Source organism: Pseudomonas sp. LS.1a (genome assembly GCF_022533585.1).
In the GTDB taxonomy this organism is placed as follows: Bacteria; Pseudomonadota; Gammaproteobacteria; order Pseudomonadales; family Pseudomonadaceae; genus Aquipseudomonas.
In genome coordinates, this window is the sequence record NZ_CP092827.1 from 1,065,516 (window position 1) to 1,090,286 (window position 24,771).

The window sequence follows — 24,771 nt, forward strand, 5'->3', positions numbered from 1 at the left end:
TTCCTCAGGCGTCGTCGTTGGCTTTGATCAGGCGGTCGTAGGCGTCCTGGTCGAGCAGGGTGGCCACGGCGCTGGCATCGGCGGGGATGAAGCGGAAGAACCAGCCTTCGCCCATCGGGTCTTCGTTGACCAGTTCCGGGCTGTCTTCGAGCTGCTCGTTGATCTGCACCACTTCGCCGGTCAGGGGCATGTACACACCGCTGGCGGCCTTGACCGACTCGACGGTGGAGGCTTCGCTGCCTTTCTCATACTGCTGCAACTCTGGCAGTTGCACGAAAACCACATCGCCAAGGGCGTTCTGGGCGTAGGCGGTGATGCCCACGGTAACGCTGCCATCGGCTTCGACGCGCAGCCATTCGTGATCTTCAGTGAAACGCAACTCGCTCATGGGGAATCCTCGGGAAGCAGGGCGTTAGGCGCGGTGGCTCCGCGCTCTTGGGGTTGGGATTCCCTTAGCAAAAATGCGGCCAATGTATAAAAAATCATTTAAATCAATGATTTACAAAGTTCTCGTGACGTTTTCTCATTTTCTTTGGAATGAAAACGCTACACACAGTGGACGGAGGAAAAGGGTTTGGGGTTCAAAACCTTGGCGAGCCGTATCCAGGCAAGGTTGTAGTGAATTCGATACGATGTACTGAAATCAGTACAGGTGGTGAGGCCTGACTGATGTGAAGGTGGGGCAGCAATAAAATCTGTCGCGCATCGGTTGGCGGGCAAGGACCGACTTGGGCAGTTGTGTCTGCCTGCGCGTCAGATCATGAAGTGGCTATTCTCTATCGCGGTCAGCTTCGTCTTGTGCTCTGTCAGAGTTGTAGTTCGACGTGGTCGATTTAATTGTAAGGGTGTGCAGCGAATTGTTTGGCGTTATCGCAAATTTCGTACCAATTCGGTTTTTCCTTGACAAATTCGTGGAACAGGTTTGAAAGGTGCAATGCGTCGTCAAAACAGTTAGCAGCCACTGGAAAGGAATCGGCGGTTGCTGTCACTTCACCTAATGCAGTTCCGCATATCGAGCAAAAGCATCGGTTGTACTTGTAAGGTGCTTCGGGCTTGTAAGTAGTTATCGAATCCAGGCCGGACAGCATTTCGAACGATGAGCGCTGAACAAAAACAAATGTACTGGCTCCTGCTTTTCTGCAGCGGGAGCAGTGGCATGTACCCATCATTGTCGGCGGGCTGGATACCATGAACTTTACCGCTCCACAGCAGCAACTACCTTTAAGCATATATTCCGTTCTCTGGATAAATGTACACTGTACAAAATTACAGTATTCTGAGCGAACCTTACCATCAAGCGCGCGGTGACGCCACTCCCACTCGAGTGGGCGGCAAGCCTAGCGCTTCAATGGAAGTCGGTGTGCGAGGCGCGCGCTGCTTGACGACGCTATCCTTCGGTGCGGGCAGGTTTTTCATTTCGGAAAGGTCGGACTGCTTGATCCAGCGCTTCATATCGAGCGCTGAAAATCTTGCCGGCAGCACAATCAATCAGCTTGTTCCGCTGTGCACCCGGAATCTCGCCAATTTCCCCTGGGTGCGACAAGGCTCGGCGACCCAGTTACAGGGGGGCACAGAGGTAAGCGATGCGGATTCATCAACTCACTTCACGCCGTTGCATAAATCGGCAGGGGAGCGATAAAGCATTTCGAATGGTGCCCCCGACCGATCCAGCCACAGCGTGTTTTCGCTAAACCCGAGAGCAGGCACCCTTTAAAAATCGAGCGTCATACCGGCATAAATTGCGCGACCATCACCAGGCGAATGCAGGGACGCGTCCGCTCCATCCGGGTCGTACCAGACATACTCATAGTAGCGATTGGTGAGGTTCTTCAGTTGCAGGTCCACGCTCATCAAGTCGCTGAGCTTGTAGGTCGCGCCTAGGTTCATCAATACGTAGCCGCCATAAGTTCCCTGAGTGTTCTCCCGCTCAAGGTAGTAGTTGGTCTGCCCGTTAGCCCAGGCTGTAAGTTGCAGTGCCGGGGTGGCCTGGTAGCTGATACCGGTGTTCCACAGGTGGTGCGGCACGTGGTCGATTTCCTTGCCTTTGCTGTCCGGGAGCGCGCTGCTGGGTTCAAGAATTTTCGAGTACTGCCAGGAGTAGGACATCCAGACCTCGGTGCGTTCGTCAGGGTGCAGGTTGACCTGCAGGTCGTAGCCCCAGCGGCGTGTCTCACCGACGTTATCGGATTCGCCGCTCGGGTCGTTCAGGCGACGGCTGACCTCGCCGGTGGCGTCCTGGCGCCAGTAGGCCACGCGGCCATCGATCCAACTGGCATGGGTAAATTTCACACCGGTTTCCCAGCCTTCGTTGATCGAAGGGTCGAGGTCTTCGTTGCGCGGCGGCACCTTGTAGGCTGCAGCGCCGGTACCGACCTGGAAGGTGCGGCCCCAGTTCGCATAGATACTGGCGAACTGCCACGGTGAGTAGACAATGCTGAGTTTGGGCTGCTTGATCAACCCATAGTCGTTTATGTCGTAGTCCTGCCCGGTCATCTTGTTGGTGAAATCACCACTGATCTTGTCGATGCGATACGCAGGGACAATCTTCAGCGTTTCGACCGGTTCGATTTCAGCCAGGACATAGGCACCGACGGTGTTGAGGTCGAAGTCCTGATCGCGAGTCTGCACCTGGCGCACACGTTCTACCGTGCGGTAGCGCTGGCTACGGTTCTGCTGCTTCTGCACGTCGCTGCCGCTTTCCAGGGCGAAAGTGTGCAGCCAGTCGATCTGAGGCCGCCAGGTCAGGGAGGTGATGGCGCCGTACTGGTCCTCGTAGCTATCGCGCTCCTGCTGTGAGCTGGTGTGCCAGTACTGGGTCCAGCGGAGGTCGTCGAAGGTGTTGACGTAGATCTTGGCTGACCAGGACAAGGTGTCGGCCAGTTCGGTGTCGAAGTGCACGCTGACCTGGTTCATTCGCCGTGTGCCTTTGTCCGTGGCGTTGTAGGCGTTGCTCATGCGTGGGTGATGGCGGGCATCGTCTTCGGTCAGGTAGCCGGCTTCCTGGGCTTCGGACTCATAGTGGCGGGCAATCAGGCCGAGGCGGTAGCTGCCATCGTCGGGGGTGTAGAACCACTTGCCGCCGAAGCTGTAGCGTTCGGTATCGGCATGGTCGCGATAGCCGTCGAGCTGCTGGCGGCCGAAGAAATAGTTCTGCGTCCAGTTGCTGGTCTCGATGCCCTTGGCCAGTTGCACCTCAAGGGTGTTGAAGCTGCCGTAACGCACGCGTGCCTTGTTGTAGTTGCCGCCGGTGCGGGTATTGATGTTGACGTTACCGGCGATGTTGTTCAGGCCGTAGCGCGGGTCGCTGGTGCCGCGCGCCACCTCGATGCTGTCGATGTCCATCGGGAACACCGAGTCGATGAAGGGCATGTTGCCGTCGTTGCTGTTGCTGGGAATGCCGTCGATCAACAGCTTCACTGCATTGACTTCACCTTCGCCGTTGAAGCCGCGGAACGACAACTTGCCAGAGGTGGTGCCCTGGTTGAACTCTGTAAGCATTACACCGGGCGCGCGGTTGAACAGTTCCCAGCTGTAGGTGACTGGCATTTTCTCAAGGATATCGCCACCGAGAATGTCCACCGAGCTGAGGACGGTACTGGTGGTCAGTGGACCGGTGCTGGTACCGCTGACGGTGACGGCGCCGAGGGTCAAGGTGGAGTTTTCGCTAGGCAGCGTCTCGGCTACCGCCTGGGACAGAGGGTTCAGGGTGGAAACGCAGGTGATGGCAAAAACGGGTAATACAGTGCGTGCGGTGCTACGGAACGCAGGCATGGACAGAGCTTCCTGGCAAGAAAAAGTCGGGCACGGTCATCACGCGCATCGTGCGTGGGACCGAGGAGTAGTCGACAGATCAGGCCAAGGGAGAGGCGCGTGGACTCAGTTTGGGCCACTGCTCACGAGGTAGCCGCAAGGTAGGGGCATGGCCGAGCAGCAGCTCAGCGGGCCAGAAACGCGGGAACAGATGCTTGAAATAGTCACCGGCTAGCAGTGCCTGACCGGCGTGACCACAGCAGCAATCACCGGCTTGCAGCTTGCTATCGGCATGCTCAGCCAGTTCGGGCTGATTGAGTTTGAGTTGAGCCAGTAGTGATTTTGGCAGGTTCTGCGTGCCATGCAGGCTGCAGAAGCTGCCGAGAATCAGCGACTGGTCTACAGCCGGGGCGCGCAAGGAACGGTCGAGCGGCATCGCCAGCAGGTTGAACACCACTGCGAAACAGGCGAGCAGCCAGAGGTGAGTGCGAAGGTCTGGCAGCATGGACCGCCCCATGGAGTAAGTTGCGCATTAAGCCGCATCGGTGGCGCTCTGTAAAAGTTCCAGGCAGCGCCCTTTTGTCGCAGACGGGGCCGGGCAGTTCAGCTTGCTGGCCGCTCGCAGTGCTTCAACCAGGGAGGATGCTAGAGTCGCCGGTCATGGATCGTACCTGGAACTTGTAGCTATAACGGCCGCTTAGTCCTGGCCCTCATTACCCTTCGCAAAAACAGCCGCGCTCCAATAGCGGCTGCCGTTTTGGTGTTGGCGAGTCCAGCCCTTTGCCATCAGTTCCTTGGCAATCATCCGGTTCATGAACCCGTGACCCAGCAGCAGTACCGGCCCCTCGCTGGCAAGTGATAACAGCCGTTGTGCTGCCATGCTGGCGCGAAGCCTGGCACCGCTGACTGTTTCGACATTGCGCGAGTAACCACACAACCACAGGAGGCGAAGGATGAATGCCCAGGTAAACGGTGAAAGTCGAGGCAACTTCCATTGGCCATACGGCAGGTGCGCTTCACAAAAAAGCGCATCGACGTGGCTGGGCTCAAGACCGAGCGCCTGCAGCGAGCTCAATGCACGTGGCGCTGTGCTCGAGACAATCACCCTCGCCGTTGTGGCGAGCTGCAGGCTGGCGGCCGGGACGGGCTGGTCGGTAATTTCGGCGCGGTTGTAGCCTTCGATCCAGTCCTTCATATCCAGCGCTGACACTTTGTTGCTTGTAACCAGTGCTGGCTGGCCGTGGCGCATCAAGATTATTTCCGCGGTCATGGTGTAACTACTTCCTTGTCCTGATGGGCGCGCCCTGTTGTTCAAACCAGCCGTGATCACGATACCACGCCACGGTATCGGCGATTGTCAGCTCCAGCGCCCGAAAGCTCAGGCCAAGCGCGTGTTCGCTTTTGCTGTGGTTGAAACGCGTACGATCCTTTTCCCGTACCAGCAGGCGCAGTGTTGCCAGGCTTAGCAGGATGGGCTTGCCGGTGAGCCGCGCATACATTTCCTGCACTGCGGCCAGGCAGAACAACAACGGCAGCGGTAAATGCCGTGCTGGCGTTCGTACGCCTGCCAGACGGCCCACTATTGGTACCAGTTCAGCCATGGTCATATGCCGCCCGGCGGCCAGGTAGCGTTCGCCACTTCGTCCTTGTGTGGCTGCTGCAATGTGCGCCAAAGCCACATCGCGGGCATCGACCACCGAGAAACTGCCCGGGATCAAGCCAGGCAGTTTGCCGTGCACGACATCGTTGACCAGTTGCCCGGACGACGTAGGGCCGATGTCGCCAGGGCCCCACATCCAGCCTGGGAGCACCATGCAGGCGTGCATGTCGGAGTGGGCTTCGAGAAACGTAGCCACGACGCGGTCGGCGAGGATCTTGCTGCGGTAGTAGTCATCTGCATCTGCTTCGGCCCGCAGGCATGTCTCATCGATGGATGTGCCGGGTGCCCCGTCGAGCACTGCAATGGACGAGGTGTGGATGAACCGCCGGATGTCGGCCTGGTAGGCCTGTTCCAACAGGCGGCGGGTACCAGTCACATTGATCTGCTCGAGTGCTTGCCAATGGCTGCCGCCTTTGTAGTTGTCACGAAAGAACGCCGCAGTATGGAACACCGTGTCGCAGCCGCGCAGCGATGCCGCGAAGGCGTCGACATCGGCCATGTCGCCTTCGACCAGCTCCACTTCGGGCATATCACCGAACTGCTGTTCCCCCTTTGCTCTTGACCGCACCAGCCCTTTGACCTTGTAGCCACGAGCGACCAGTTCGCGGACCAGGTTGTTGCCCAGCAAGCCGGTTGCTCCGGTGACGAATACATTGCGCATGGCTCAACCCTCGTGCTGTTCGGCAGATGGCCGCAACATGGCGCTGTCGAAAAATACCGCTTCGCGAATGGCCAGGCCGTTCCTGAAGGTGAAGTGGGCCGCATAGTGCACGCACACCCGACGCCCATGGGCCGGAACGATCACGCCTGCTGGCAGCAGCAGCGGGGCAGCGAAGGTGCCGGTCAGGATGGCGGTCATTGCCAGCCGATCGTCCGAGACCATGAATGGGGTCATGGTCACCAGGGCATCAGGGAATGCGCTGAACAGCGCCATCTCGCGTGCGCGCATGGCTTCGCGCCCGGTTTGGGTCGTCATGCCATCCAGGTACACGAAGTCTTCGTCGACCAATGCCAGCAGCCCTTGCACATCACGCTGGTTAAAGGCGTTGGCGGCTCGCTGGGCATAATCCTTGGGGCTAGTCATCATGCAATCCATTCCATTCGTTCAGAGGGGCCCAAGGTATACGCCGGCGGTTGCTGTCGAAAAACAGCGCCTACCGCATAATGGCTTTGCGTATTTGCAAACCAGGGAGAAGCCAGCACATATGGCATTGCAGGAAAACTGGGATGATCTTCGGCTGCTATTGGCCGTATGGCGACGGGGCAGCTTTCTTCGCGCTGGCGAGTTGCTGGGTATTGCACCCTCGACCGTTTCGCGTCGCCTGACCCAGCTTGAGGCCGCGTTGGGTGAGCCACTGGTCGAGCGAGGCGTAGAGGGATGCAGGCTGACTTCGCGCGGCCAATCGCTGGTCGAAGTGGCCCTGGCCGCAGAAGCTGGCCTGCGGCGCCAGACGCGTGCAGGCGATGCCGAGCTGCCTTGCGAGCTCTCGGGCACTGTTCAGGTGAGCGCAGGGGAAGGCTTCTCGACTTGCGTACTGGAGGCAGCCGATCGCTTCACCGGCCTACACCCGGGTTGCTCGGTGGAGCTGACCGTGACCGCCGACTTCCACAAGATCGTCCGGGGGGTGGCGGACATTGCCGTGCGCACGGCCCACCTGGGGGAACCCTCATTGATTTATCGGCCGATAGGCCGGCTTGGCTATGGTGTGTTCGCCGCTGCTGGTTACTTGCAGCGGTTTCCGGGGGTTACCCCTGCGACGGCGGCCAATATCGGCCTGCTTCCGCCGCTGGATGTGTTGCCGCAAGTCCGTGCGGCAAAGGCGGGGGGGCTGGAACGTGCGCCTATCCGCGTGAACTCGTTCAGCGCACAGTTCGAATCGGTGAGACGAGGCATGGGGGTGGCGGTACTTCCCCGGATTCTGGCCAAGGATTTGATCGAGTTGTTCGTCGACCTTCCCCTTCCAGATATGGACGTCTACATGGTGACCCGGCCACAGGCGTTGAAGCAGCCTCACATAAAGTGCTTTTTCTCGATTCTGGAGAAAATGCTGCACCAGGCCCTGTCTACGGATCCTGGGCAGCACCTGGCGGAGCAACATACCGGCTGAGTGTTCAGCGTCTGGCTCAAAAGAACGGCAAGGCCAGATACAGCTTGATGACGATGACATTGATGATGTCGATGAAGAACGCCCCCACCATCGGCACCACCAGGAAGGCGATGTGCGAGGCTCCGTAGCGCTGGGTCACCGCTTGCATGTTGGCAATTGCCGTCGGCGTTGCGCCCAGGCCGAAACCACAGTGCCCGGCGGCCAGTACTGCTGCATCATAGTTGCGGCCCATGACCCGGAACGTGACAAAGATCGCAAACAGTGCCATGACCAGTGTCTGTGCGGCGAGCAATACAAAGAACGGTAATGCCAACGCCGCCAGGTCCCACAACTTGAGCGACATCAAGGCAATGGCCAGGAATAACGACAAACTCACATTGCCCAATACCGAGACCTCCCGCTCGAAGACATGATAAACGCCGAATGCCGAAAGGCCGTTTCGCAACACCACACCCACGAACAGCACGCAAACGAATGTTGGCAGTTCAAACGCAGTGCCTTTCAACAAACCGTCAAGTAACGAGCCCGCGAGCAAACTGACAGCGATCAGCGCCAGTGTTTCGATAAATGAAAACGATGTAATCAGGCGCTCTCTGTCCGGTTGTTCGAAACCCTTGGGCAGTTGCGGTGCAGTTTCTTCGATGCCCGGTGTTCTTACCCGTTTGATCAGTAGCCGGGCGACCGGGCCGCCAATCAGGCCGCCCAGCACAAGGCCGAAAGTAGCGGATGCCATTGCCAGTTCGGCGGCCGAGGCCAGGCCAAACTTCTCGGAGAAAGTCGCCCCCCACGCAGCGCCTGTGCCGTGGCCACCCGACAAGGTGATAGAGCCGGCCAGCAGGCCCATCAGCGGGTCGAGCCCCAGTGCCGTTGCCAGGCCGATGCCCATGGCGTTCTGAACCAGCAGCAAGCCGGTTACCACCAACAGGAACACGGTAACCACGCGACCACCTTTTTTCAGGCTGGCGAAGTCTGCACTCAAACCGATGGTGGCGAAAAATGCCAGCATCAGGGGGGCTTGCAGTGAGGTATCGAATTGCACGTGGACATCGAAACTGCGCAAGGCCAAGAGTGCCAAGGCCACTAACAGGCCGCCTGCGACAGGTTCCGGTATGTTGTAAGTGCGCAAGAAGCCAATGCGTGCGACAAGGCCGCGCCCTAATAACAGTACTAAAGAGGCGGCTACAAGCGTCCCGTAAAAATCGAGTTCAAACATCAGGTGCTCTCGTTATATCCAGTAGCGAACCACTTCCCGCTCTGGGGCGGATAAGCGGGGTGACAGGTAGGATTACACTGTCACCATTCTACGAGGCATGCGTGGGAGAGTATCTTTCATCGGCGTAGGAAAAGCCTGAACAACCAACTGGATTATTCCAACAAACTATCAGGCTTTAACCTACGACCTGTCAGTTACTTAATTTGGGGCCGCTTTGCACCCATCGTCGGCAGCCCCGTTAGCGCTATCTGACAGGCACTAGGCTTTGCCCGGTATTCCATATTTGCGCAGGCGCTGGGCAATGGCGGTATGCGAGGTCTGCAAGCGTCCGGCCAGTTGCCGGGTTGAGGGGTAACTGGCATACAGGCGTTGTAACAGCTCGCGCTCGAAATCGCCCACGGCCTGTTCCAGGCTGGCCACTTCGCCGTCCTGGCCACGGGCCACCGAGGTGCCGGCGATGTCCAGGTCACCGATATCCACCAGGTTGCTTTCGCAGATGGCTGCGGCGCGGAATATCACGTTTTGCAGCTGGCGCACATTGCCCGGCCAAGGGTTGGCCAGCAGTGCCGAATGGGTGGCCGGGGTCAGCCGGCAGGCGGGGCGCTGGATCTGCGTACAGGCCTGCTGCATGAAGAAATGCGCCAGCATCAGGATGTCCTGGCCACGGTCACGCAGCGGCGGCACCTGCAGGTTGAGCACGTTCAGGCGGTAGAACAGGTCTTCGCGGAAGCTGCCTTCGGCGACCATGCGCTCCAGGTCGCGGTGGGTGGCGCTGATGATGCGTACATCCACCTTCACTTCGCGGTCGCCACCCACCCGGCGGAAGCTGCCATCGCTGAGAAAGCGCAGCAGCTTGGCCTGCAGGTACGGCGACATTTCGCCGATTTCATCGAGGAATACCGTGCCCTGGTTGGCCAGCTCCATCAGCCCGGGTTTGCCGCCCCGTTGCGCGCCGGTGAAGGCGCCGGGGGCGTAGCCGAACAGTTCGCTCTCGGCCAGGCTTTCGGGCAGCGCGGCGCAGTTCAGGGCCAGAAATGGCGCCGCGTGGCGGCTGCTGATGGCGTGGCAGGCGCGGGCTACCAGTTCTTTGCCGGTGCCGGTTTCGCCATGCACCAGCAGCGGCGCATCGAGCGCCGCCACGCGCAAGGCGCGGGCCTTGAGGGTGCGGATGGCCGGTGACTCGCCGAGCAAGGCATCCAAGCCTTCGGCATGGTCGTGGTGCATGGCCGACAGGCGCTCGCCCATGCGCGTGGGTGGGTACAGCGTCAGCAGGCCACCGGCGTTGGTGATCGGCATGGCGTCCAGCAGCAGGCTCTGGCCGTTGAGCTGCATCTCGCGCATGGGCAGGTGGAAGTTGTTGTCCAGCAGGGCCTGCAGCAGTGCCGGGTCGCCGAACAGTTCACCCACCGAGCGCCCGGCCGATTCGCGGCCGCACAACTCGATCAGCGCGGGGTTGGCCAGCAACACCTTGCCGGCACTGTCCACGGCCAGCACCGGGTCGGTCATTGCCGCCAGCAGGGCATCGAGCTGCAGGTGCCGGCGTTGGCCAGGGAGGATGTCGACCACGTCCACCGATTGCACGCCATGCACCTCGAACAGCGCATCGTGCAGTTCTTCGAGCACGGCGGGGCTGAGGGTAGGGGCGTCGATGTAGACGTTCGGCGGGACCATCTCCACGGCGTCCAGGTTGAGGTTGCGGGCACCGAGCAGGGCGAGGACTTCCTGGGTGATGCCGACGCGGTCGATGAAGCTGACGTGGATGCGCATGGGGAGGGTGAAGTGGTTGCCGGGGAAGGCGGTAGTATGCCTCAACATTGTCGGGGCCGCTTTGCGGCCCCGGTTCCTGAATTACTCCAGATGCTCAGGCTTGATCGGGTCGCCCGACTTCACATCCAGCTTTTCGCGAATGTCCGCGAACATATGGTCATAAAGCTTGTGCGGCGAACTCAGGTTCTCGAATTTCTTCGGTGGCGTCAGGTACGACTGCGCCTTGCGGGTCAGCAGCATGAGGAAGCTGGGCAACACCTGATCCTTGGCCAGGAAGAACTTTTCTTCGACTGGCTTGCCTTCGATGCTGCCATGCATCTTGAACTGGATACCTCTGCCTTCCTTGGGATCCGACGCGGCTTCGTATTCGATGTTCAGGTCATAGCTGTGGTCGTTCTTGTTCAGCGCGGTGCGCTCGATGTGTACATGACCGGGCTGGTACTGGGCCATGGCAAGCTCCTTTGGAAGGTCGAAAATGGCGGGCGCCTGGCGCCCGCCCACTGCATTCAACGGTAGCTGATCCCCGGCTTCGCGGTGGAAACGCGTGTGCCGGCGGTGCCTTTGACGATGTCTTCGATGTTCTCCAGCGAACTGATGACAGCCACTTTGCCGGTGTTGCGGGCAAAGTCGCAGGCGGCCTGCACCTTCGGCCCCATGGAGCCGGCGGCGAAGCCGAGGCGTTCGAGTTCGTCGGGGTGTGCCTGGGCGATGGCTTTCTGCGTGGGTTTGCCCCAGTCAATGTAGGCCGCATCGACGTCGGTGGCGATTATCAGAAGGTCGGCGTCCAGTTGCTCCGCCAGCAGGGCCGAGCACAGGTCCTTGTCGATCACCGCCTCGATGCCCTTGAGCTTGCGGTTCTCATCATACATGGTGGGGATACCGCCGCCGCCGGCGCAGATCACGATGCTGCTCTTTTCCAGCAGCCACTTGATCGGGCGGATCTCGAAGATGCGCTTGGGTTTCGGGCTGGCCACCACGCGGCGGTACTTGTCGCCGTCGGGCTTGACCACCCAACCCTTTTCCTTGGCCAGGCGCTCGGCTTCTTCCTTGCCGTAGACCGGGCCGATGAACTTGGTCGGGTCCTTGAAGGCAGGGTCGTTGGCGTCCACTTCGACCTGGGTCAGCAGGGTGGCGAACGGCACTTCAAAGGCCAGCAGGTTGCCCAGTTCCTGTTCGATCATGTAGCCGATCATGCCCTCGGTCTCGGCACCCAGCACGTCCAGCGGGTAGGCCTCGTCGGGCTTGTAGGACAGGCCCTGCAGCGATAGCAGGCCAACCTGCGGGCCGTTGCCGTGGGCGATGACCAGCTCGTTGCCTGGGTGGATCTTGGCGATCTGTTCGGTGGCGGTGCGGATATTGGCGCGCTGGTTGTCAGCGGTCATGGGCTCGCCGCGACGCAGCAGGGCGTTGCCGCCCAATGCAACAACGATACGCATGGGGAATGTCCTTTAACGAAAAGAAGGGAGCGCTGCGCTCGACCGGTATCGCCGCCCCTTGTGGGAGCGGGTTTACCCGCGAATGCGTCAGCCCATGCAACGCGGCTGGTGCTACTGACGCATTCGCGGGTAAACCCGCTCCCACAGGGATCCGGGTTGCCCGGCTTGCCGAGTCAGCCTTTACAGGTCAGCCAGGGTCGACACCAGGATCGCCTTGATCGTGTGCATGCGGTTTTCCGCCTGCTCGAAGGCGATGCAGGCCGGCGACTCGAACACGTCGTCGGTCACTTCGATACCGTTGGCCAGGTCCGGGTACTGTTCGGCGATCTGCTTGCCTACCTTGGTTTCGGAGTTGTGGAACGCCGGCAGGCAGTGCATGAACTTGGTCCGTGGGTTACCGGTGGACTTCATCAGCTGCGCATTCACCTGATACGGCTTGAGCAGCTTGATGCGCTCACCCCAGGCTTCGATCGGCTCACCCATCGATACCCACACGTCGGTGTGCACGAAGTCCACGCCCTTGACCGCGGCAAGCGGGTCTTCGGTGAGGGTGATGCGCGCGCCGCTTTCTTCCGCGTATTTCTTGCAGCGTTCGACCAGGTCGTCATGCGGCCACAGCGCCTTGGGCGCGGCGATGCGCACATCCATGCCGAGCTTGGCGCCGATCAGCAGCAGCGAGTTGCCCATGTTGTTGCGGGCGTCGCCCAGGTAGGCGTAGCTGATGTCGTGCAGCGGCTTGTCGCTGTGTTCACGCATGGTCAGCACGTCGGCGATCATCTGGGTGGGGTGGTATTCGTCGGTCAGGCCGTTGAACACCGGTACGCCGGCGAACTTGGCCAGCTCTTCGACGATTTCCTGCTTGAAGCCACGGTACTCGATGGCGTCGTACATGCGCCCGAGCACGCGGGCGGTGTCCTTCATGCTTTCCTTGTGGCCGATCTGCGAGGAGGTCGGGTCGATGTAGGTGACATTGGCGCCCTGGTCATAGGCGGCCACTTCGAAGGCGCAGCGGGTACGGGTAGAGGTTTTTTCGAAGATCAGCGCGATGTTGTTGCCCTTCAGGTGCTGCTGCTCGGTACCGGTGTACTTGGCGCGCTTGAGGTCGCGGGACAGGTCCAGCAGGTAGCGCAGCTCGCGGGTGCTGTGGTGTTCCAGGCTGAGCAGGTTGCGGTTGTGAATATTGAACGCCATGACTTTTCTCCTTGAGTTTGGTGAACACACCGGCCGCCGCTTTGTGAGGGCGGCCGGGGGTAATGGGCGTTAGTAGTCGATCGGGTCGCGCACGATCGGGCAGGTCATGCAGTGGCCGCCGCCCCGGCCCCGGCCCAGTTCGCCGGCGCTGATGGTGATGACCTCGATACCGGCCTTGCGCAGCAGGGTGTTGGTGTAGGTGTTGCGGTCGTAGCCAATGACCACGCCCGGCTCGATGGCCACCACGTTGTTGCCGTCATCCCACTGTTCGCGCTCGGCGGCGAAGCTGTTGCCACCGGTCTCGACCACGCGCAGCTTGACCCCCAGCTGCTCGCCTACCACTTCGATGAACGACTTGTTGATGCGGCGCACGTCCATGCCGTAAGGCTTGCTTTCGTCCGGACGGATGATGAACGGCACGATCTCTTTGACCACTTCCGGGAAGACCGTGACCAGGTCGCGGTCGCAGAAGCTGAACACGGTATCCAGATGCATGGCGGCGCGCGATTTCGGCAGGCCGGCGACGATCACTTCCTTGACGGCGCCCTTGGCGAACAGGTTCTGCGCAAGTTGGCCGATAGCCTGACGCGAGGTGCGTTCGCCCATGCCGATCAGCACGATGCCCTTGCCGATCGGCATGACATCGCCGCCCTCGAGGGTGGACTGGCCATGTTCCTTGTCCGGGTCGCCATACCACACCTGGAAGTCGGCGTTGGTGAACTGTGGGTGGAACTTGTAGATGGCGGTGGTCAGCAGGGTTTCCTGGCGTCGCGCCGGCCAGTACATCGGGTTGAGCGTGACGCCGCCGTAGATCCAGCAGGTGGTGTCGCGGGTGAACTGGGTGTTGGGCAGCGGTGGCAGGATGAAGCTGGAGTGGCCCAGGTAGTCGTTGTACATCTTGACCACCTCGGCGCCTTCGCTCTGTGGCAGGTCCTGCCCGGCGACGCCGCCGATCAGGAACTCGGCCAGGTGGCGCGGCTCAAGGCCTTCGAGCCAGCTGCGTACTTCGTTGGTCAGGCCGACACCGACGGTGTCGGAGGTGATCTTGCGATCGAGGATCCACTTCAGTGCCTCGGGTTGCTGGACGATGTCGGTCAGCAGGTTGTGCATCTCCAGCACATCCACGCCGCGCTCGCGCATCTTGGTGACAAAGTCGAAATGGTCACGCTTGGCCTGGTCGACCCAGATCACATCGTCGAACAGCAGCTCGTCACAGTTGCTTGGCGTCAGGCGCTTGTGCGCCAGGCCCGGCGAGCAAACCATCACTTTGCGCAGTTTGCCGGCTTCGGAGTGGACACCGTACTTCTGTTTTTCAGCGGACATGGTTTCATTCCTCCAGTTGAACGAAGACGTGGGTCAAAGGGTCAGGAAGCCGTCGTACAGGCCAAAGGCTGCCACCAGGGCGCCGATGACCACGGCTGCGAAGATCAGTTTTTCCACGTTGGTGAAGACAGGTTGGCCAACCTCACGCTTGGCCTTGGCGAACAGGATCGCGCCAGGTGCGTAGAGCAGGGCCGAGAGCAGCAGGTATTTCACGCCGCCGGCGTACAGCAGCCAGATGGCGTACAACAGGGCGATGCCACCGATCACCAGGTCCTTCTGGCGTTCGGCCAGGGCCTGTTCGTAGGTTTCGCTACGCACTGCCAGCAGCACGGCATAGGCTGCCGACCACAGGTAGGGCACCAGGATCATCGACGAGGCCAGGTAGATCAGGCTGGTATAGGTACCGGCGGAAAACAGCGTGATCACCAGGAAGATCTGCACCATGGCGTTGGTCAGCCACAGGGCGTTGGCCGGTACCTGGTTGGCGTTCTCGCGGCGCAGGAACTCCGGCATGGTGTGGTCCTTGGCGGCGGCGAACATGATCTCGGCGCACAGCAGCACCCACGACAGCAGTGCCCCGAGCAGCGAGATGATCAGGCCGACGCTGATCAGCACCGCGCCCCAGTGGCCGACCACATGCTCCAGCACGGCTGCCATCGACGGGTTCTGCAGCTTGGCCAGTTCCGGTTGGGTCATGATCCCCAGCGACAGCACGTTGACCAGCACCAGGAACAGCAGCACGGTGACGAAGCCGATGACCGTGGCCTTGCCCACGTCAGAGCGTTTTTCCGCCCGCGACGAGAAGATGCTCGCACCCTCGATGCCGATGAACACCCACACGGTGACCAGCATCATGTTGCGCACCTGGTTCATCACGCTGCCAAGCTCTGGCGTGCCAACCCCCCAGATGTCGGCGGTGAAGATGTCGAGCTTGAAGGCGAACAGGCAGATCAGGGCGAACAGCAGCAGCGGCACCACTTTGGCCACGGTGGTGACCAGGTTGATGAATGCCGCTTCCTTGATGCCGCGCAGCACCAGGAAGTGCACGGCCCACAGCAGCACCGACGCGCCAATGATGGCGGCCGGGGTGTTGCCTTCGCCGAAGATCGGGAAGAAGTAGCCCAGGGTGCTGAAGAGCAGCACGAAGTAGCCGACGTTGCCCAGCCAGGCACTGATCCAGTAGCCCCAGGCCGAGGAGAAGCCCATGTAGTCGCCGAAACCGGCCTTGGCGTAGGCATACACCCCGCCATCCAGGTCAGGCTTGCGGTTGGCCAGGGTCTGGAACACGAACGCCAGGGTCAGCATGCCGACCGCGGTGATGGCCCAGCCGATCAGTACAGCGCCAACCCCAGCGCTGGCAGCCATGTTTTGCGGCAGCGAGAAGATCCCGCCACCAATCATCGAGCCGACGACAAGTGCAACTAGCGCGCCGAGTTTTAGTTTTCCGGATGAATCAGACATTTAACAACTCCTGCCAGGAGAAAGTTGACGACAGAGTAAATCCGACGCCGCGGCCATTCGCTGACTTGGGTCAGTTCATGGCGACGTGAAGTAGGAAAATTCCTTCACGAAGCTCCTGGAGAGTGCCGACAACTTCTGCTGCAGGCCTTGCACGCTGGCACCTCCATGTCCTTCTAGAGCAAACGCTCTGTTCAGCCTGCGATGCTTGAAGCTAGCCGCTTTTGCCGCTTTCGCAAATTTTTCACAAGAATTTCGAGTTTTATCAGGTTCTTTTCTAGTTGCTCGGGAGCTGCTAGTTTTTTGTCAAAGGGTGGCATAGACAAAGCAGTTATTAGTGCTATAGCTTCATCGATCAGGATCCTTATAAGTAACATCGTGTATATGGCCCGCATGGCTGTTTCAAACCCATGACAGCGCGCAAAAAAAAGGAAGGCTCATGAGCGAACCGGGACAGAAGCTGCGCCTGGGGGCGCTGATCGCGTTGGTGGTCGGCTCGATGATTGGTGGCGGGATCTTCTCGCTGCCGCAGAACATGGCGGCGCGTGCCGATGTGGGGGCGGTGCTGATCGGCTGGAGTATCACCGCGGTCGGCATGCTGGCCCTGGCCTTCGTGTTCCAGACCCTGGCCAACCGCAAGCCGGAGCTGGATTCGGGGGTGTATGCCTACGCCAAGGCCGGCTTTGGCGAGTACATGGGGTTTTCTTCGGCCTGGGGCTACTGGATCAGTGCCTGGCTGGGCAACGTCGGCTACTTCGTGCTGTTGTTCAGTACCTTGGGCTTCTACTTCCCGGTGTTCGGCGAAGGCAACACGCCAATCGCCATCGGCTGCGCCTCGCTGTTGTTGTGGGCGGTGCATTTCCTGGTGCTGCGCGGCATCAAGGAAGCGGCATTCATCAACCAGGTGACCACCGTGGCCAAGGTGGTGCCGTTACTGATTTTCGTGGTGATAGCGGCATTCGCCTTCCGCGCCGATATCTTCACCCGTGACATCTGGGGCCTGAGCAACCCGCAGTTCGGCAGCGTGATGAACCAGGTGCGCAACATGATGCTGGTGACCGTGTTCGTGTTCATCGGCATCGAGGGCGCCAGCGTGTATTCCGGGCGCGCCCAGCGCCGTTCGGATGTGGGCAAGGCCACAGTGATCGGTTTCCTGGGGGTGTTGGCGCTGCTGGTTCTGGTCAACGTGCTGTCGCTGGGAGTGATGACCCAGCCGGAGCTGGCCGGGCTGCAGAACCCGTCGCTGGCCTCGGTGCTGGAGCATATCGTCGGGCCCTGGGGTGCCTTGCTGATCAGTATCGGCCTGGCGGTTTCGCTGCTCGGCGCGCTGCTGTCGTGGGCGCTGCTGTGCGCCGAGATCCTCTTCGCCACGGCGCGGGACAAGACCATGCCGCGCTTCCTGGCCAAGGAAAACGCCAACCATGTGCCGGCCAACGCCCTGTGGCTGACCAACTGCATGATCCAGGGTTTCCTGCTGATCACGCTGTTTTCCGCCGGTACCTATACCAGCCTGATCTACCTGGCCTCGTCGATGATCCTGGTGCCCTACCTGTGGTCGGCGGCCTATGCCGTGCTGTTGGCGTTACGTGCAGAAACCTACACCGGGCAGCCGGCCCTGCGCCGCAAGGACCTGCTGGTGGCGCTGGTTGCCCTGGCGTATGCCGTGTGGCTGTTGTACGCCGGCGGGCTCAAGTACCTGCTGCTGTCGGCGCTGCTGTACGCGCCGGGCGTGATCCTGTTCGCCAGGGCCAAGCATGAGCAGGGAAAAACCTTGTTCACCACCTGGGAAAAGCTGATTTTCGCCGCCGTGCTGGCAGGCGCCGCGCTGGCGGCCTATGCCCTGTATTCAGGGCTGCTGAGCTTGTGACGGGGCAGGGCAGGGGGCGTGTTCCGGGCGTGACCAGATCCACAGGTTGCCCAGGGTCATGCCGGCGATGGCCAGGAACACCGGCCAGCGGTGTTCCAGGAACGTCAGCATCAGGCCTGCGCACAGCAGCATGCTGAAGGTTGCGCTGACCTTGGCCCGGCGCTGGATCACCTTGCCATTGCGCCAGTTGTGCAGGATCGGCCCGAACAGCCGATGGTTCTCCAGCCAGGCAGACAGGCGTGGCGAACTGCGCGTGGCCGCCCAGGCGGCCAGCAGGATGAATTCGGTGGTCGGCAGGCCGGGAATGACGATCGCGACCAGGCCCACGCCCAGGCTCACGTAAGCCAGGATCGCATACAGCAGGCGGGCGAGTTTCGAGCGGGCGGGTCGGGTCATGGTCTCACTGCATAAAGCGGTTCGGCCACCGGTAGGGTGGCCGGGTACGGTGTGTCAAACCAGCGCGGCATCTGCAGCATAGGCGTGCTTGAGCAGCTCGGTGAAGCGCTCGAAGGCAGCGACTGCGCCGCGTTCGGCAGCGGCTTCCTCTTCGGCCGACAGCGCCAATTCATCAAGAATGCGGGTGAACTGCTTCCAGCCTTCGGCACGGCCACCGGCCGGTTCGCCCAGGTGGCGGGCACCGAAGCTGTCGGACAGTTCCAGGGCCACGGCACGCTTGATCAGAAACGCAGCGCCCAGTTTGGAGCCTTCGGAGACGAAGATCCAGCCCATTGCCTCGCCCAGGCTCGGGTTGCGCAGGGCACCCGGCACGGCTGGCGGTACTTCGGTGTCGAGGTCGGCGAGGTCCAGGCGTGCCTGTTCGGCGCGGCAGCGCTCGGCCAGGTCGGGGATGATGGCGATCAGTTGCGGGTCGTTGTACAGGGCCTGCAACTCGGCCTGGAACAGGTACTGGGCAACCACGAAGCGGGCGAAGCTTTCACGGCTGTCGAAGGGCGCGTGGGATTTGACCAGGGCATCCAGTTCGGCGTGCGGGGCGTGGGTGATCTGGTTCAGGCGCTGAGAGCGCAGGGCTGGGCGGTCGGTCATGGGGCAGTCCTTGAAAAAAGGGGCGTCTGGAAACAAGACGAAACAGCGGGGGCGGGACAGTAAAAAAAGCCGGTATTTGTGCTGGTAGTGACGGCCTCTTCGCGGGTGAACCCGCTCCCACAGGTATTGCGCAGACCTCGGGCCTGTGATGTCCCTGTGGGAGCGGGTTTACCCGCGAGGAGGCCGGCACTGACGAAACAAACCTGTCAGCGATAATCCAGGTCAGATATCCCAAACCACATTGATGCCGAAGTTGCGCCCCGGCATGGTCAGGCGGTCGATGTTGGCGGGCTGGGTCACAGCCGCTTCACCCTGGCCGTCGTAGCTGCGTACCGAATCCCACTGCCAGTACTTCTTGTCGGTGAGGTTGTACAAGCCGGCGTTGATGGTCACGTCGTCGGTGACCTTGTAGTAACCCGTCAGGTCCAGCACCCCGTAGCCCGGGGTGCGGAACTTGGAACTCGAGCCGTCGGGCGAGTAGAAGGTGCTGTCGTCGACGCGGGTCTTGCGCTTGACCAGTGTCCAGCTCAGCAGGCCGCCGTAGTGCTGTTGCTCGTAACCCAGGCCGAACACGCCCTTCAACGGGTTGACGCTGTTCAGTGGCTCGCCGGTGTCATCGTTGCGGCCATGGGTGTAGGCGATCGAGCCCTGGGTATACAGGCCCTGCGGCGCACCAAAGTGGTCGAGGTTCAGGCGGCCCTTGACCTCGGCACCCTTGATGGTGGCGTGCTTGATGTTGTTGGCCTTGAAGGTTTGCTCCAGGTTGGCGCTTTTTACGGCGTCCTCGTCGATGAAGTCGCGGTACTTGTTGTAGAACACCGCCACGTCGAAGTTGCCGGCGTCGAAGTTGCCACGCAGGCCGGTTTCATAGCTTTTGCTCTTTTCGGGCTCGAGGCCCGGGTTGCCTTCTACGCGGTAGCCTTGCTCGATGTTCTCGAACTTCCCGTACATGGCTTTGGCGCTCGGGGTGCGGAAACCTTCGGCGTACTGGCCATACCAGGTGTAGTTGTCGTTGAAGGCATAGGTCAGGCCGAACTTGGGCGAGATACGGTGCCACTTCTTGTCCGAGTCGTCCTGGGAGGTGGGCGCGGTGCCGGAGGACTCCAGGCCTCGCAGGAATTCCTTGGTGAACCTGGGCTCCATGCGCGTGTAGTCGTAACGAGCGCCAGGCATGAAGGTCCAGTTGTTCCAGCGGATTTCATCCTGCACGAACAGGCTGTAGGTATTCACGGTCGGGTCCGGGAAGTCGCTGACCAGGGCCTGGCCATCTGCCGGGCGCTCGGCGCCAGCGGCGGAGCAACCTGAGCCAACGGCCAGGCAGGTGCCGGTGCCGCTGCGCGAACCGGTGACCTTTTCGTGCTTGAAGGTGGTGCCGTAGGTCAGCAGGTGGTCGGTGGCGCCGAGGCTGAAGGCCTTGTCCAGCTGGGCGTCGAATACCCACTGGCGGTCCTTGTAGGTGGTGTCGCGGGTACGCAGCACCTGACGGCCGGGCGGTGCGTAGACTTCCTCTGTGTGCTGGTCGGTCTTGGCGATCTGGTAGTTCAGGCTCCACTTCACATGGTCGGCGACCAGCGAATCCAGGCCGAACTCATGGTTGATGCCAAAGCGTTCGCGGGTGATGGTGTCGTTGCCATTACGCGCCTTGTAGTAACCCGAGGCACCAAGGCCGGGAATGAACGGCCCGCCCACCGCACTGAGGATGTTCTGGTCGCGATCATCCTTGTAGCGTTCGTAGGTGAAGCCCAGGCGCGCGTCGTCGGCGTAGTTCCAGCCCAGCTTGGCCAGCACGTTTGTAGTACGCACGTCCATCGGGTTGGCTTCGGTACGGGACAGCCCGTCACCGCTGTGGCCGCCGTGGGTCTCGGTTTCGTGGCCGTTGCGCTGGCTCAGGTGCAACAGGCCGTCGAAGTCGCCCTGGCGACCGGCGACGGTGGCGGAGGTCAGCCAGCTTTCGTCGGCCGAGCTGTAGCCGGTCTTCAGGCGGGCACCTGCATCCTTGCCGGGCTTGATGATGTCATCCGGGTCGAGGGTGAAGTAGCTCACCGCCCCGCCGATGGCGTTGCTGCCATACAGCACCGAGGCCGGGCCGCGGAGGATTTCCACCCGCTTGACGATCTCCGGGTCCACGTAGTTGCGCTGGGTCTGGGCGTAGGGGCCGAAGAAGAAGCTGTCGGGGATCGACACGCCATCGACCTGGGTGAGAATGCGCTCGCCGTCGATGCCCCGGATGTTGTAGCCGTTCAGGCCGCTGCGCTGGCCGGTGCCGGCCACCGATACACCCGGCTCGTAGCGCACCAGGTCCTGGATGTTGTTGACGTTCTGCCGGTCCAGTTCCTCGCGGGTCTGCACGCTGACGGTGCTCGGCACCTGGCTGACGTCCTGGGCACTGCGCGTGGCGCTGACCGTGACCTGTTGCAGGGCGACCACATTGGCGCTGGCCTGGCGTTCGAGCACTACATTGCCGTTGCTGATCTTGCGAAAGCCCAGGCCGGTACCGTGCAGCAGGCGCTTGAGCGCGGCTTCCGGCGGTAGCGAGCCCTGCACGCCTGGTGAGGCCACGCCGTCGGCCAGCTCGGCGCTGAAACCGACTTGCCAGCCAGTGACCTGGCTGAAGGCATTGATGGCCGAAACCAGTGGCTGCTGGCCGATGCTGAAGCGGTAGTCGCCCATGCGCGGGCTGCTGGCCTGGGCCGGCTCGGCGGCCAGCGCCGGCAGGCTGCAGGCGCCGCTGGCGAGCAGGGCCAGGTTCAGTAGGGAAAGGCTCAGGAGGGACGGTTGCCCTCTACGGCTGGGAAGGGTGGAGGGGCGGGTAGGACCTGTGGACATCGGAAGCGCTCCCTGACGCGCGGACTGTTATAGGTGATGGCTGTCCTCGTTTTCAAACGAGAATCAGTTGCATTGGCTATAACGAGACGGGCGGGGTAGCGTGACTGCGTAAAAAAAGTTGGATTGCGGTCTGGCAATCTGTATCGCGATTTCCGTGGAAGCGGGCACGCCCGCTCCCACAGGGACCGTGTCGGGTTTCAGATTTTGCTGAAGATCGATTGGCGGATCAGTTCAGGATGACCAGCGCCGGGTACTCGTGCAGCCGTGCCGAGGTGATGTGGGCCAGCGCGCGCAGGGTTTCCAGTGGCTGGTCGAGGCGGTAGTTGCCGGTGACCGCCACGTCTTCCAGCTGTGCGTTGCGGTTGATGATCCAGCCCGGGTAGTAGCGCTGCACCTCGGCCAGCACCTGGCTCAACGGGCAATTCTCGAACACCAGGCGGCCGTCTACCCAGGCCAGGTCCTTGTGCATGTCGGGGCGCTGGCGCTGGCCAAAGCCCTGTGGGCCAACACTGATGCTGTCGCCGGCACTCAGGCGAATGCGCTGGTCGCGGCTGCCCTGCAGGTCGACATCGCCGCGCTGTACCCGCACCTGTGCCTCGCCGTCGAGGTAGCGCACGGCAAAATCGGTGTCGCGCACCTGCGCGCGCAGCGGCCCGGCCTGCACTTCCAGTGGCAGCAGCGCACCCTCGGGGACCTGGAAATAAGCCTCGCCCTGCAGCAGGCGGGCGATCTGGCGACCGTCACGGTGGTCGCTGGCAAACGCCGAATTGGTGTTGAGCAGCACTTGCGCCCCGTCTTCCAGCTGCAGGCGCTGGCGCTCGCCCACCACCGTCAGGTGGTCAGCCTGCAGGCGCATGGGCAGGTTGCCGAGGGTGAACAGCCCGACCAGCAGCAGCGCCGCCGTGGCCAGGGGTTTCCAGTGGCTGCGCAGGCGCCCGCGCCACGAGCGGCGCTGTTGCTGGTGCATCTGCACGGCCACCTGGTGCAGCGGCGCACCGTTCCACAGGGCTTCTGCCTCGACATAGGCCTCGGCATTTTCCGGTGCAGCGCTTAGCCAGGCTTCGAAGGCCTGGGTGTCCTCGGCGTGGGCGCATTGCAGGCGCACCAGCCAGTCCAGCGCCTCGTCCATGGCACGAGCACGGGCGCTGGGCCCGGCGGGTGACGGGCGAGGGGCAGGGCTGTCGGTCACGGTGAGTCCTTGAATGGTTTTTTGCGAATGATCAAGGCTGAGGCGGGGTGTGGCAAGGGCTTTGCGTAGCCTCACTTGAGGCGGTCGGCGACACCCATGCAGATCGCCATGATCAGTTTCAGTTCCTTCTGTACCGTGCTGGGCGAAACATTCAGTTGTTCGGCGATTTCCAGGTAGGTGGCGCCATGCAGGCGGCTGAGGATGAAGATGCGCTGCTGGCGTTCGCTGAGCTGGTTGAGGCTGACGCTCAGTTGCTTGAGCAACCGTTCGGCATGGGCGGCATCCTCGCTGCTGGTGGCCGGCGCGGCCACGCTGTGCAGGACCTCATCGGGCACGTCGTCGACCAGCATGCGCGATTGCACCCGGCGCGCGCGCAGGTGGTCGAGGGCCAGGTTGCGCGCGGTCTGGAACACGAACGGTTCGATGTGTTCGATGGGCCGCTCACCGAGGGCGCGGGACACCCGCAGGTAGGTTTCCTGCAGCAGGTCCTCGGCCGTGGTGGGGTTGCCCACCATGCGCTGCAAAGTGCGCAGCAGGGTAAGGCGCTGGACGAGGAAGACAGAGTTGAACCGGGACTGACTCACGGGGGGACCTGGCCGACGAAAGGTTAATGATAATGCTTATCATCCGCCTCGAAGGTCAAGCCTGGAAATGTTAGGAAAAGGTAAAGATTGTGAGTGGCAGGCGCCGGCATGCTTTTTGTGGGAGCGGCCTTGCGTCGCGAAAGGGCCGCAAAGCGGCCCCGGAGGTCTCAGCACCACCGCTGAGGTGCGAGGGCTGCTTTGCAGCCCTTTCGCGACGCAAGGCCGCTCCCACAAGGGGCACACCCACATTGGCCGCCAGGCTGAGAAGCTCAGCGGGCGCGGCACAACGCCAGGCAGTTATCCAGCATGCGGTTGGAGAACCCCCACTCGTTGTCATACCAGGCCAGCACCTTGAGCATGCGCCCGTTGGCCCGGGTATGGTTGGCATCGAAGATCGACGACAGCGGGTTGTGGTTGAAATCGCAGGAAACCAGCGGCAAGGCGTTGTAGCCCAATACCCTGGAATGCTTGCTGGCCTCGAGGAACAGCTGGTTGACCTGCTCGGCCGTGGCCTCGCGCTTGAGGTTGACGGTGAGGTCCACCAACGACACGTTGATCACCGGCACCCGTACCGCCATGCCGGTCAGTTTGCCGGCCAGCTCCGGCAGCACCAGGCCCACGGCCTCGGCGGCGCCGGTCTTGCTCGGGATCATCGACTGGGTCGCGGAGCGCGCACGGTAGGGGTCGCTGTGGTACACATCGGTCAGCACCTGGTCGTTGGTGTAGGCGTGGATGGTGGTCATCAGGCCTTGCTCGATGCCGAACTCGCGGTGCAGCACCTGGGCAATCGGCGCCAGGCAGTTGGTGGTGCAGGAGGCGTTGGAAATGATCTGGTGCGAGGCCCGCAGGATGTCGTGGTTGACCCCGTACACCACGGTGGCATCGGCGCCTTTGGCCGGTGCCGAGACAATTACCTTGCCAGCCCCCGCGGCCAGGTGTGCGGCGGCCTTGGCGCGCTCGGTGAACAGCCCGGTGCATTCGAACACCACGTCGATCGCTTCGGCCTTCCAGGGCAGTTCGGCCGGGTTGCGGATGGCGCTGACCGCGATACGGTCACCATTGACCGTCAGGCTCTCGTGGTCGGCCTCGACGCTGGCATCGAAGGTGCCGTGCACGCTGTCGTACTTGAGCAGGTGGGCATTCATGGCGCTGTCGCCCAGGTCGTTGATGGCGACGACCTGCAGGTCCTGGCGGTAGCCTTGGGTATACAGTGCGCGCAGGACGTTGCGCCCGATGCGGCCGAATCCATTGATGGCGATGCGTAGGGTCATGGCAGTACCTCTGGCAGTCCGAGTGAAACCTGTGGCAAAAAGGAGCTTCACTGAAACGGTTTTGTTGTTGGAATTACAAGATTA

The 24,771-nt window shown here is 61.6% G+C and carries 22 protein-coding genes; 2 read left to right on the forward strand and 20 right to left on the reverse strand.

The features are described 5' to 3' along the window. Nucleotides 1-4: 4 nt before the first annotated feature. The 7 genes from gcvH to MKK04_RS04960 form a co-directional block, all read right to left on the reverse strand. Nucleotides 5-388 (reverse strand): glycine cleavage system protein GcvH, encoded by a 384-nt coding sequence (gene gcvH / locus MKK04_RS04935; RefSeq protein ID WP_241106301.1) that lies wholly within the window; start codon nucleotides 386-388, stop codon nucleotides 5-7. Between the two features lie 445 nt (nucleotides 389-833). Then, nucleotides 834-1,229, reverse strand: coding sequence for a GFA family protein (locus MKK04_RS26590; protein ID WP_082888236.1), 396 nt, complete (start codon nucleotides 1,227-1,229; stop codon nucleotides 834-836). A gap of 481 nt (nucleotides 1,230-1,710) precedes the next feature. After that, nucleotides 1,711-3,771 carry a TonB-dependent receptor gene (locus MKK04_RS04940; protein ID WP_241106302.1) on the reverse strand — a complete coding sequence of 687 codons (2,061 nt, stop codon included), beginning with the start codon at nucleotides 3,769-3,771 and terminating at the stop codon, nucleotides 1,711-1,713. Between the two features lie 79 nt (nucleotides 3,772-3,850). Beyond that, complete coding sequence (locus MKK04_RS04945; protein ID WP_207836008.1) at nucleotides 3,851-4,255, reverse strand: DUF2946 family protein; 405 nt, start codon at nucleotides 4,253-4,255, stop codon at nucleotides 3,851-3,853. A 192-nt stretch (nucleotides 4,256-4,447) separates the two neighbouring features. Continuing rightward, complete coding sequence (locus MKK04_RS04950; protein WP_207836004.1) at nucleotides 4,448-5,020, reverse strand: histidine phosphatase family protein; 573 nt, start codon at nucleotides 5,018-5,020, stop codon at nucleotides 4,448-4,450. 7 nt (nucleotides 5,021-5,027) lie between these two features. Further along, a complete protein-coding gene (locus MKK04_RS04955; protein ID WP_233693896.1) occupies nucleotides 5,028-6,071 on the reverse strand; it encodes an SDR family oxidoreductase in 1,044 nt (347 codons plus the stop codon). A gap of 3 nt (nucleotides 6,072-6,074) precedes the next feature. Next, nucleotides 6,075-6,497 carry an ester cyclase gene (locus MKK04_RS04960; protein WP_063911391.1) on the reverse strand — a complete coding sequence of 141 codons (423 nt, stop codon included), beginning with the start codon at nucleotides 6,495-6,497 and terminating at the stop codon, nucleotides 6,075-6,077. Nucleotides 6,498-6,615: 118 nt separating this feature from the next. Between MKK04_RS04960 and MKK04_RS04965 the strand changes: the two genes are divergently transcribed. Next, nucleotides 6,616-7,518 carry a LysR family transcriptional regulator gene (locus MKK04_RS04965; protein WP_207835997.1) on the forward strand — a complete coding sequence of 301 codons (903 nt, stop codon included), beginning with the start codon at nucleotides 6,616-6,618 and terminating at the stop codon, nucleotides 7,516-7,518. Between the two features lie 16 nt (nucleotides 7,519-7,534). Here MKK04_RS04965 and gltS read toward each other — a convergent pair whose 3' ends face one another. The 7 genes from gltS to arcD (MKK04_RS05000) form a co-directional block, all read right to left on the reverse strand. Further along, a complete protein-coding gene (gltS, locus tag MKK04_RS04970) occupies nucleotides 7,535-8,731 on the reverse strand; it encodes a sodium/glutamate symporter (protein WP_207835994.1) in 1,197 nt (398 codons plus the stop codon). Nucleotides 8,732-8,989: 258 nt separating this feature from the next. Continuing rightward, nucleotides 8,990-10,498 carry a sigma-54-dependent transcriptional regulator gene (locus MKK04_RS04975; RefSeq protein ID WP_063911752.1) on the reverse strand — a complete coding sequence of 503 codons (1,509 nt, stop codon included), beginning with the start codon at nucleotides 10,496-10,498 and terminating at the stop codon, nucleotides 8,990-8,992. An 81-nt stretch (nucleotides 10,499-10,579) separates the two neighbouring features. Further along, nucleotides 10,580-10,948: a DUF5064 family protein gene (locus MKK04_RS04980; protein WP_063911394.1), complete on the reverse strand. Its 369-nt coding sequence runs from the start codon at nucleotides 10,946-10,948 to the stop codon at nucleotides 10,580-10,582. A 56-nt stretch (nucleotides 10,949-11,004) separates the two neighbouring features. Then, nucleotides 11,005-11,934: a carbamate kinase gene (arcC, locus tag MKK04_RS04985; protein WP_063911395.1), complete on the reverse strand. Its 930-nt coding sequence runs from the start codon at nucleotides 11,932-11,934 to the stop codon at nucleotides 11,005-11,007. A gap of 180 nt (nucleotides 11,935-12,114) precedes the next feature. After that, nucleotides 12,115-13,125, reverse strand: coding sequence for an ornithine carbamoyltransferase (locus tag MKK04_RS04990; RefSeq protein ID WP_063911396.1), 1,011 nt, complete (start codon nucleotides 13,123-13,125; stop codon nucleotides 12,115-12,117). A 69-nt stretch (nucleotides 13,126-13,194) separates the two neighbouring features. After that, a complete protein-coding gene (gene arcA / locus MKK04_RS04995; protein WP_063911397.1) occupies nucleotides 13,195-14,448 on the reverse strand; it encodes an arginine deiminase in 1,254 nt (417 codons plus the stop codon). A 33-nt stretch (nucleotides 14,449-14,481) separates the two neighbouring features. Next, nucleotides 14,482-15,909, reverse strand: a complete 1,428-nt coding sequence (gene arcD / locus MKK04_RS05000; RefSeq protein ID WP_241106303.1) for an arginine-ornithine antiporter — start codon at nucleotides 15,907-15,909, stop codon at nucleotides 14,482-14,484. A 436-nt stretch (nucleotides 15,910-16,345) separates the two neighbouring features. On the opposite strand from arcD (MKK04_RS05000), the gene arcD (MKK04_RS05005) reads away from it, so the two are divergent. Beyond that, nucleotides 16,346-17,773, forward strand: a complete 1,428-nt coding sequence (gene arcD, locus MKK04_RS05005; protein ID WP_241106304.1) for an arginine-ornithine antiporter — start codon at nucleotides 16,346-16,348, stop codon at nucleotides 17,771-17,773. Here arcD (MKK04_RS05005) and MKK04_RS05010 read toward each other — a convergent pair. The 6 genes from MKK04_RS05010 to gap all read right to left on the reverse strand — a co-directional run bounded on the left by MKK04_RS05010 (nucleotide 17,753) and on the right by gap (nucleotide 24,687). Beyond that, nucleotides 17,753-18,169, reverse strand: coding sequence for a YbaN family protein (locus MKK04_RS05010; RefSeq protein ID WP_241106305.1), 417 nt, complete (start codon nucleotides 18,167-18,169; stop codon nucleotides 17,753-17,755). The genes arcD (MKK04_RS05005) and MKK04_RS05010 overlap by 21 nt on opposite strands. A gap of 54 nt (nucleotides 18,170-18,223) precedes the next feature. Continuing rightward, entirely contained in the window at nucleotides 18,224-18,817 is a 594-nt protein-coding gene (locus MKK04_RS05015) for a biliverdin-producing heme oxygenase (protein WP_241106306.1), read from the reverse strand. Between the two features lie 222 nt (nucleotides 18,818-19,039). Further along, entirely contained in the window at nucleotides 19,040-21,643 is a 2,604-nt protein-coding gene (locus tag MKK04_RS05020) for a TonB-dependent receptor (RefSeq protein WP_207835944.1), read from the reverse strand. Nucleotides 21,644-21,869: 226 nt separating this feature from the next. Further along, the gene (locus MKK04_RS05025) at nucleotides 21,870-22,832 is read right to left on the reverse strand and encodes a FecR family protein (protein WP_241106307.1); all 963 of its coding nucleotides are present in this window, start codon (nucleotides 22,830-22,832) and stop codon (nucleotides 21,870-21,872) included. A gap of 71 nt (nucleotides 22,833-22,903) precedes the next feature. Further along, nucleotides 22,904-23,416 carry an RNA polymerase sigma factor gene (locus tag MKK04_RS05030; protein WP_207835917.1) on the reverse strand — a complete coding sequence of 171 codons (513 nt, stop codon included), beginning with the start codon at nucleotides 23,414-23,416 and terminating at the stop codon, nucleotides 22,904-22,906. Between the two features lie 269 nt (nucleotides 23,417-23,685). Beyond that, nucleotides 23,686-24,687, reverse strand: coding sequence for a type I glyceraldehyde-3-phosphate dehydrogenase (gap, locus tag MKK04_RS05035; RefSeq protein ID WP_063911405.1), 1,002 nt, complete (start codon nucleotides 24,685-24,687; stop codon nucleotides 23,686-23,688). Between the last annotated feature and the right edge of the window lie 84 nt (nucleotides 24,688-24,771).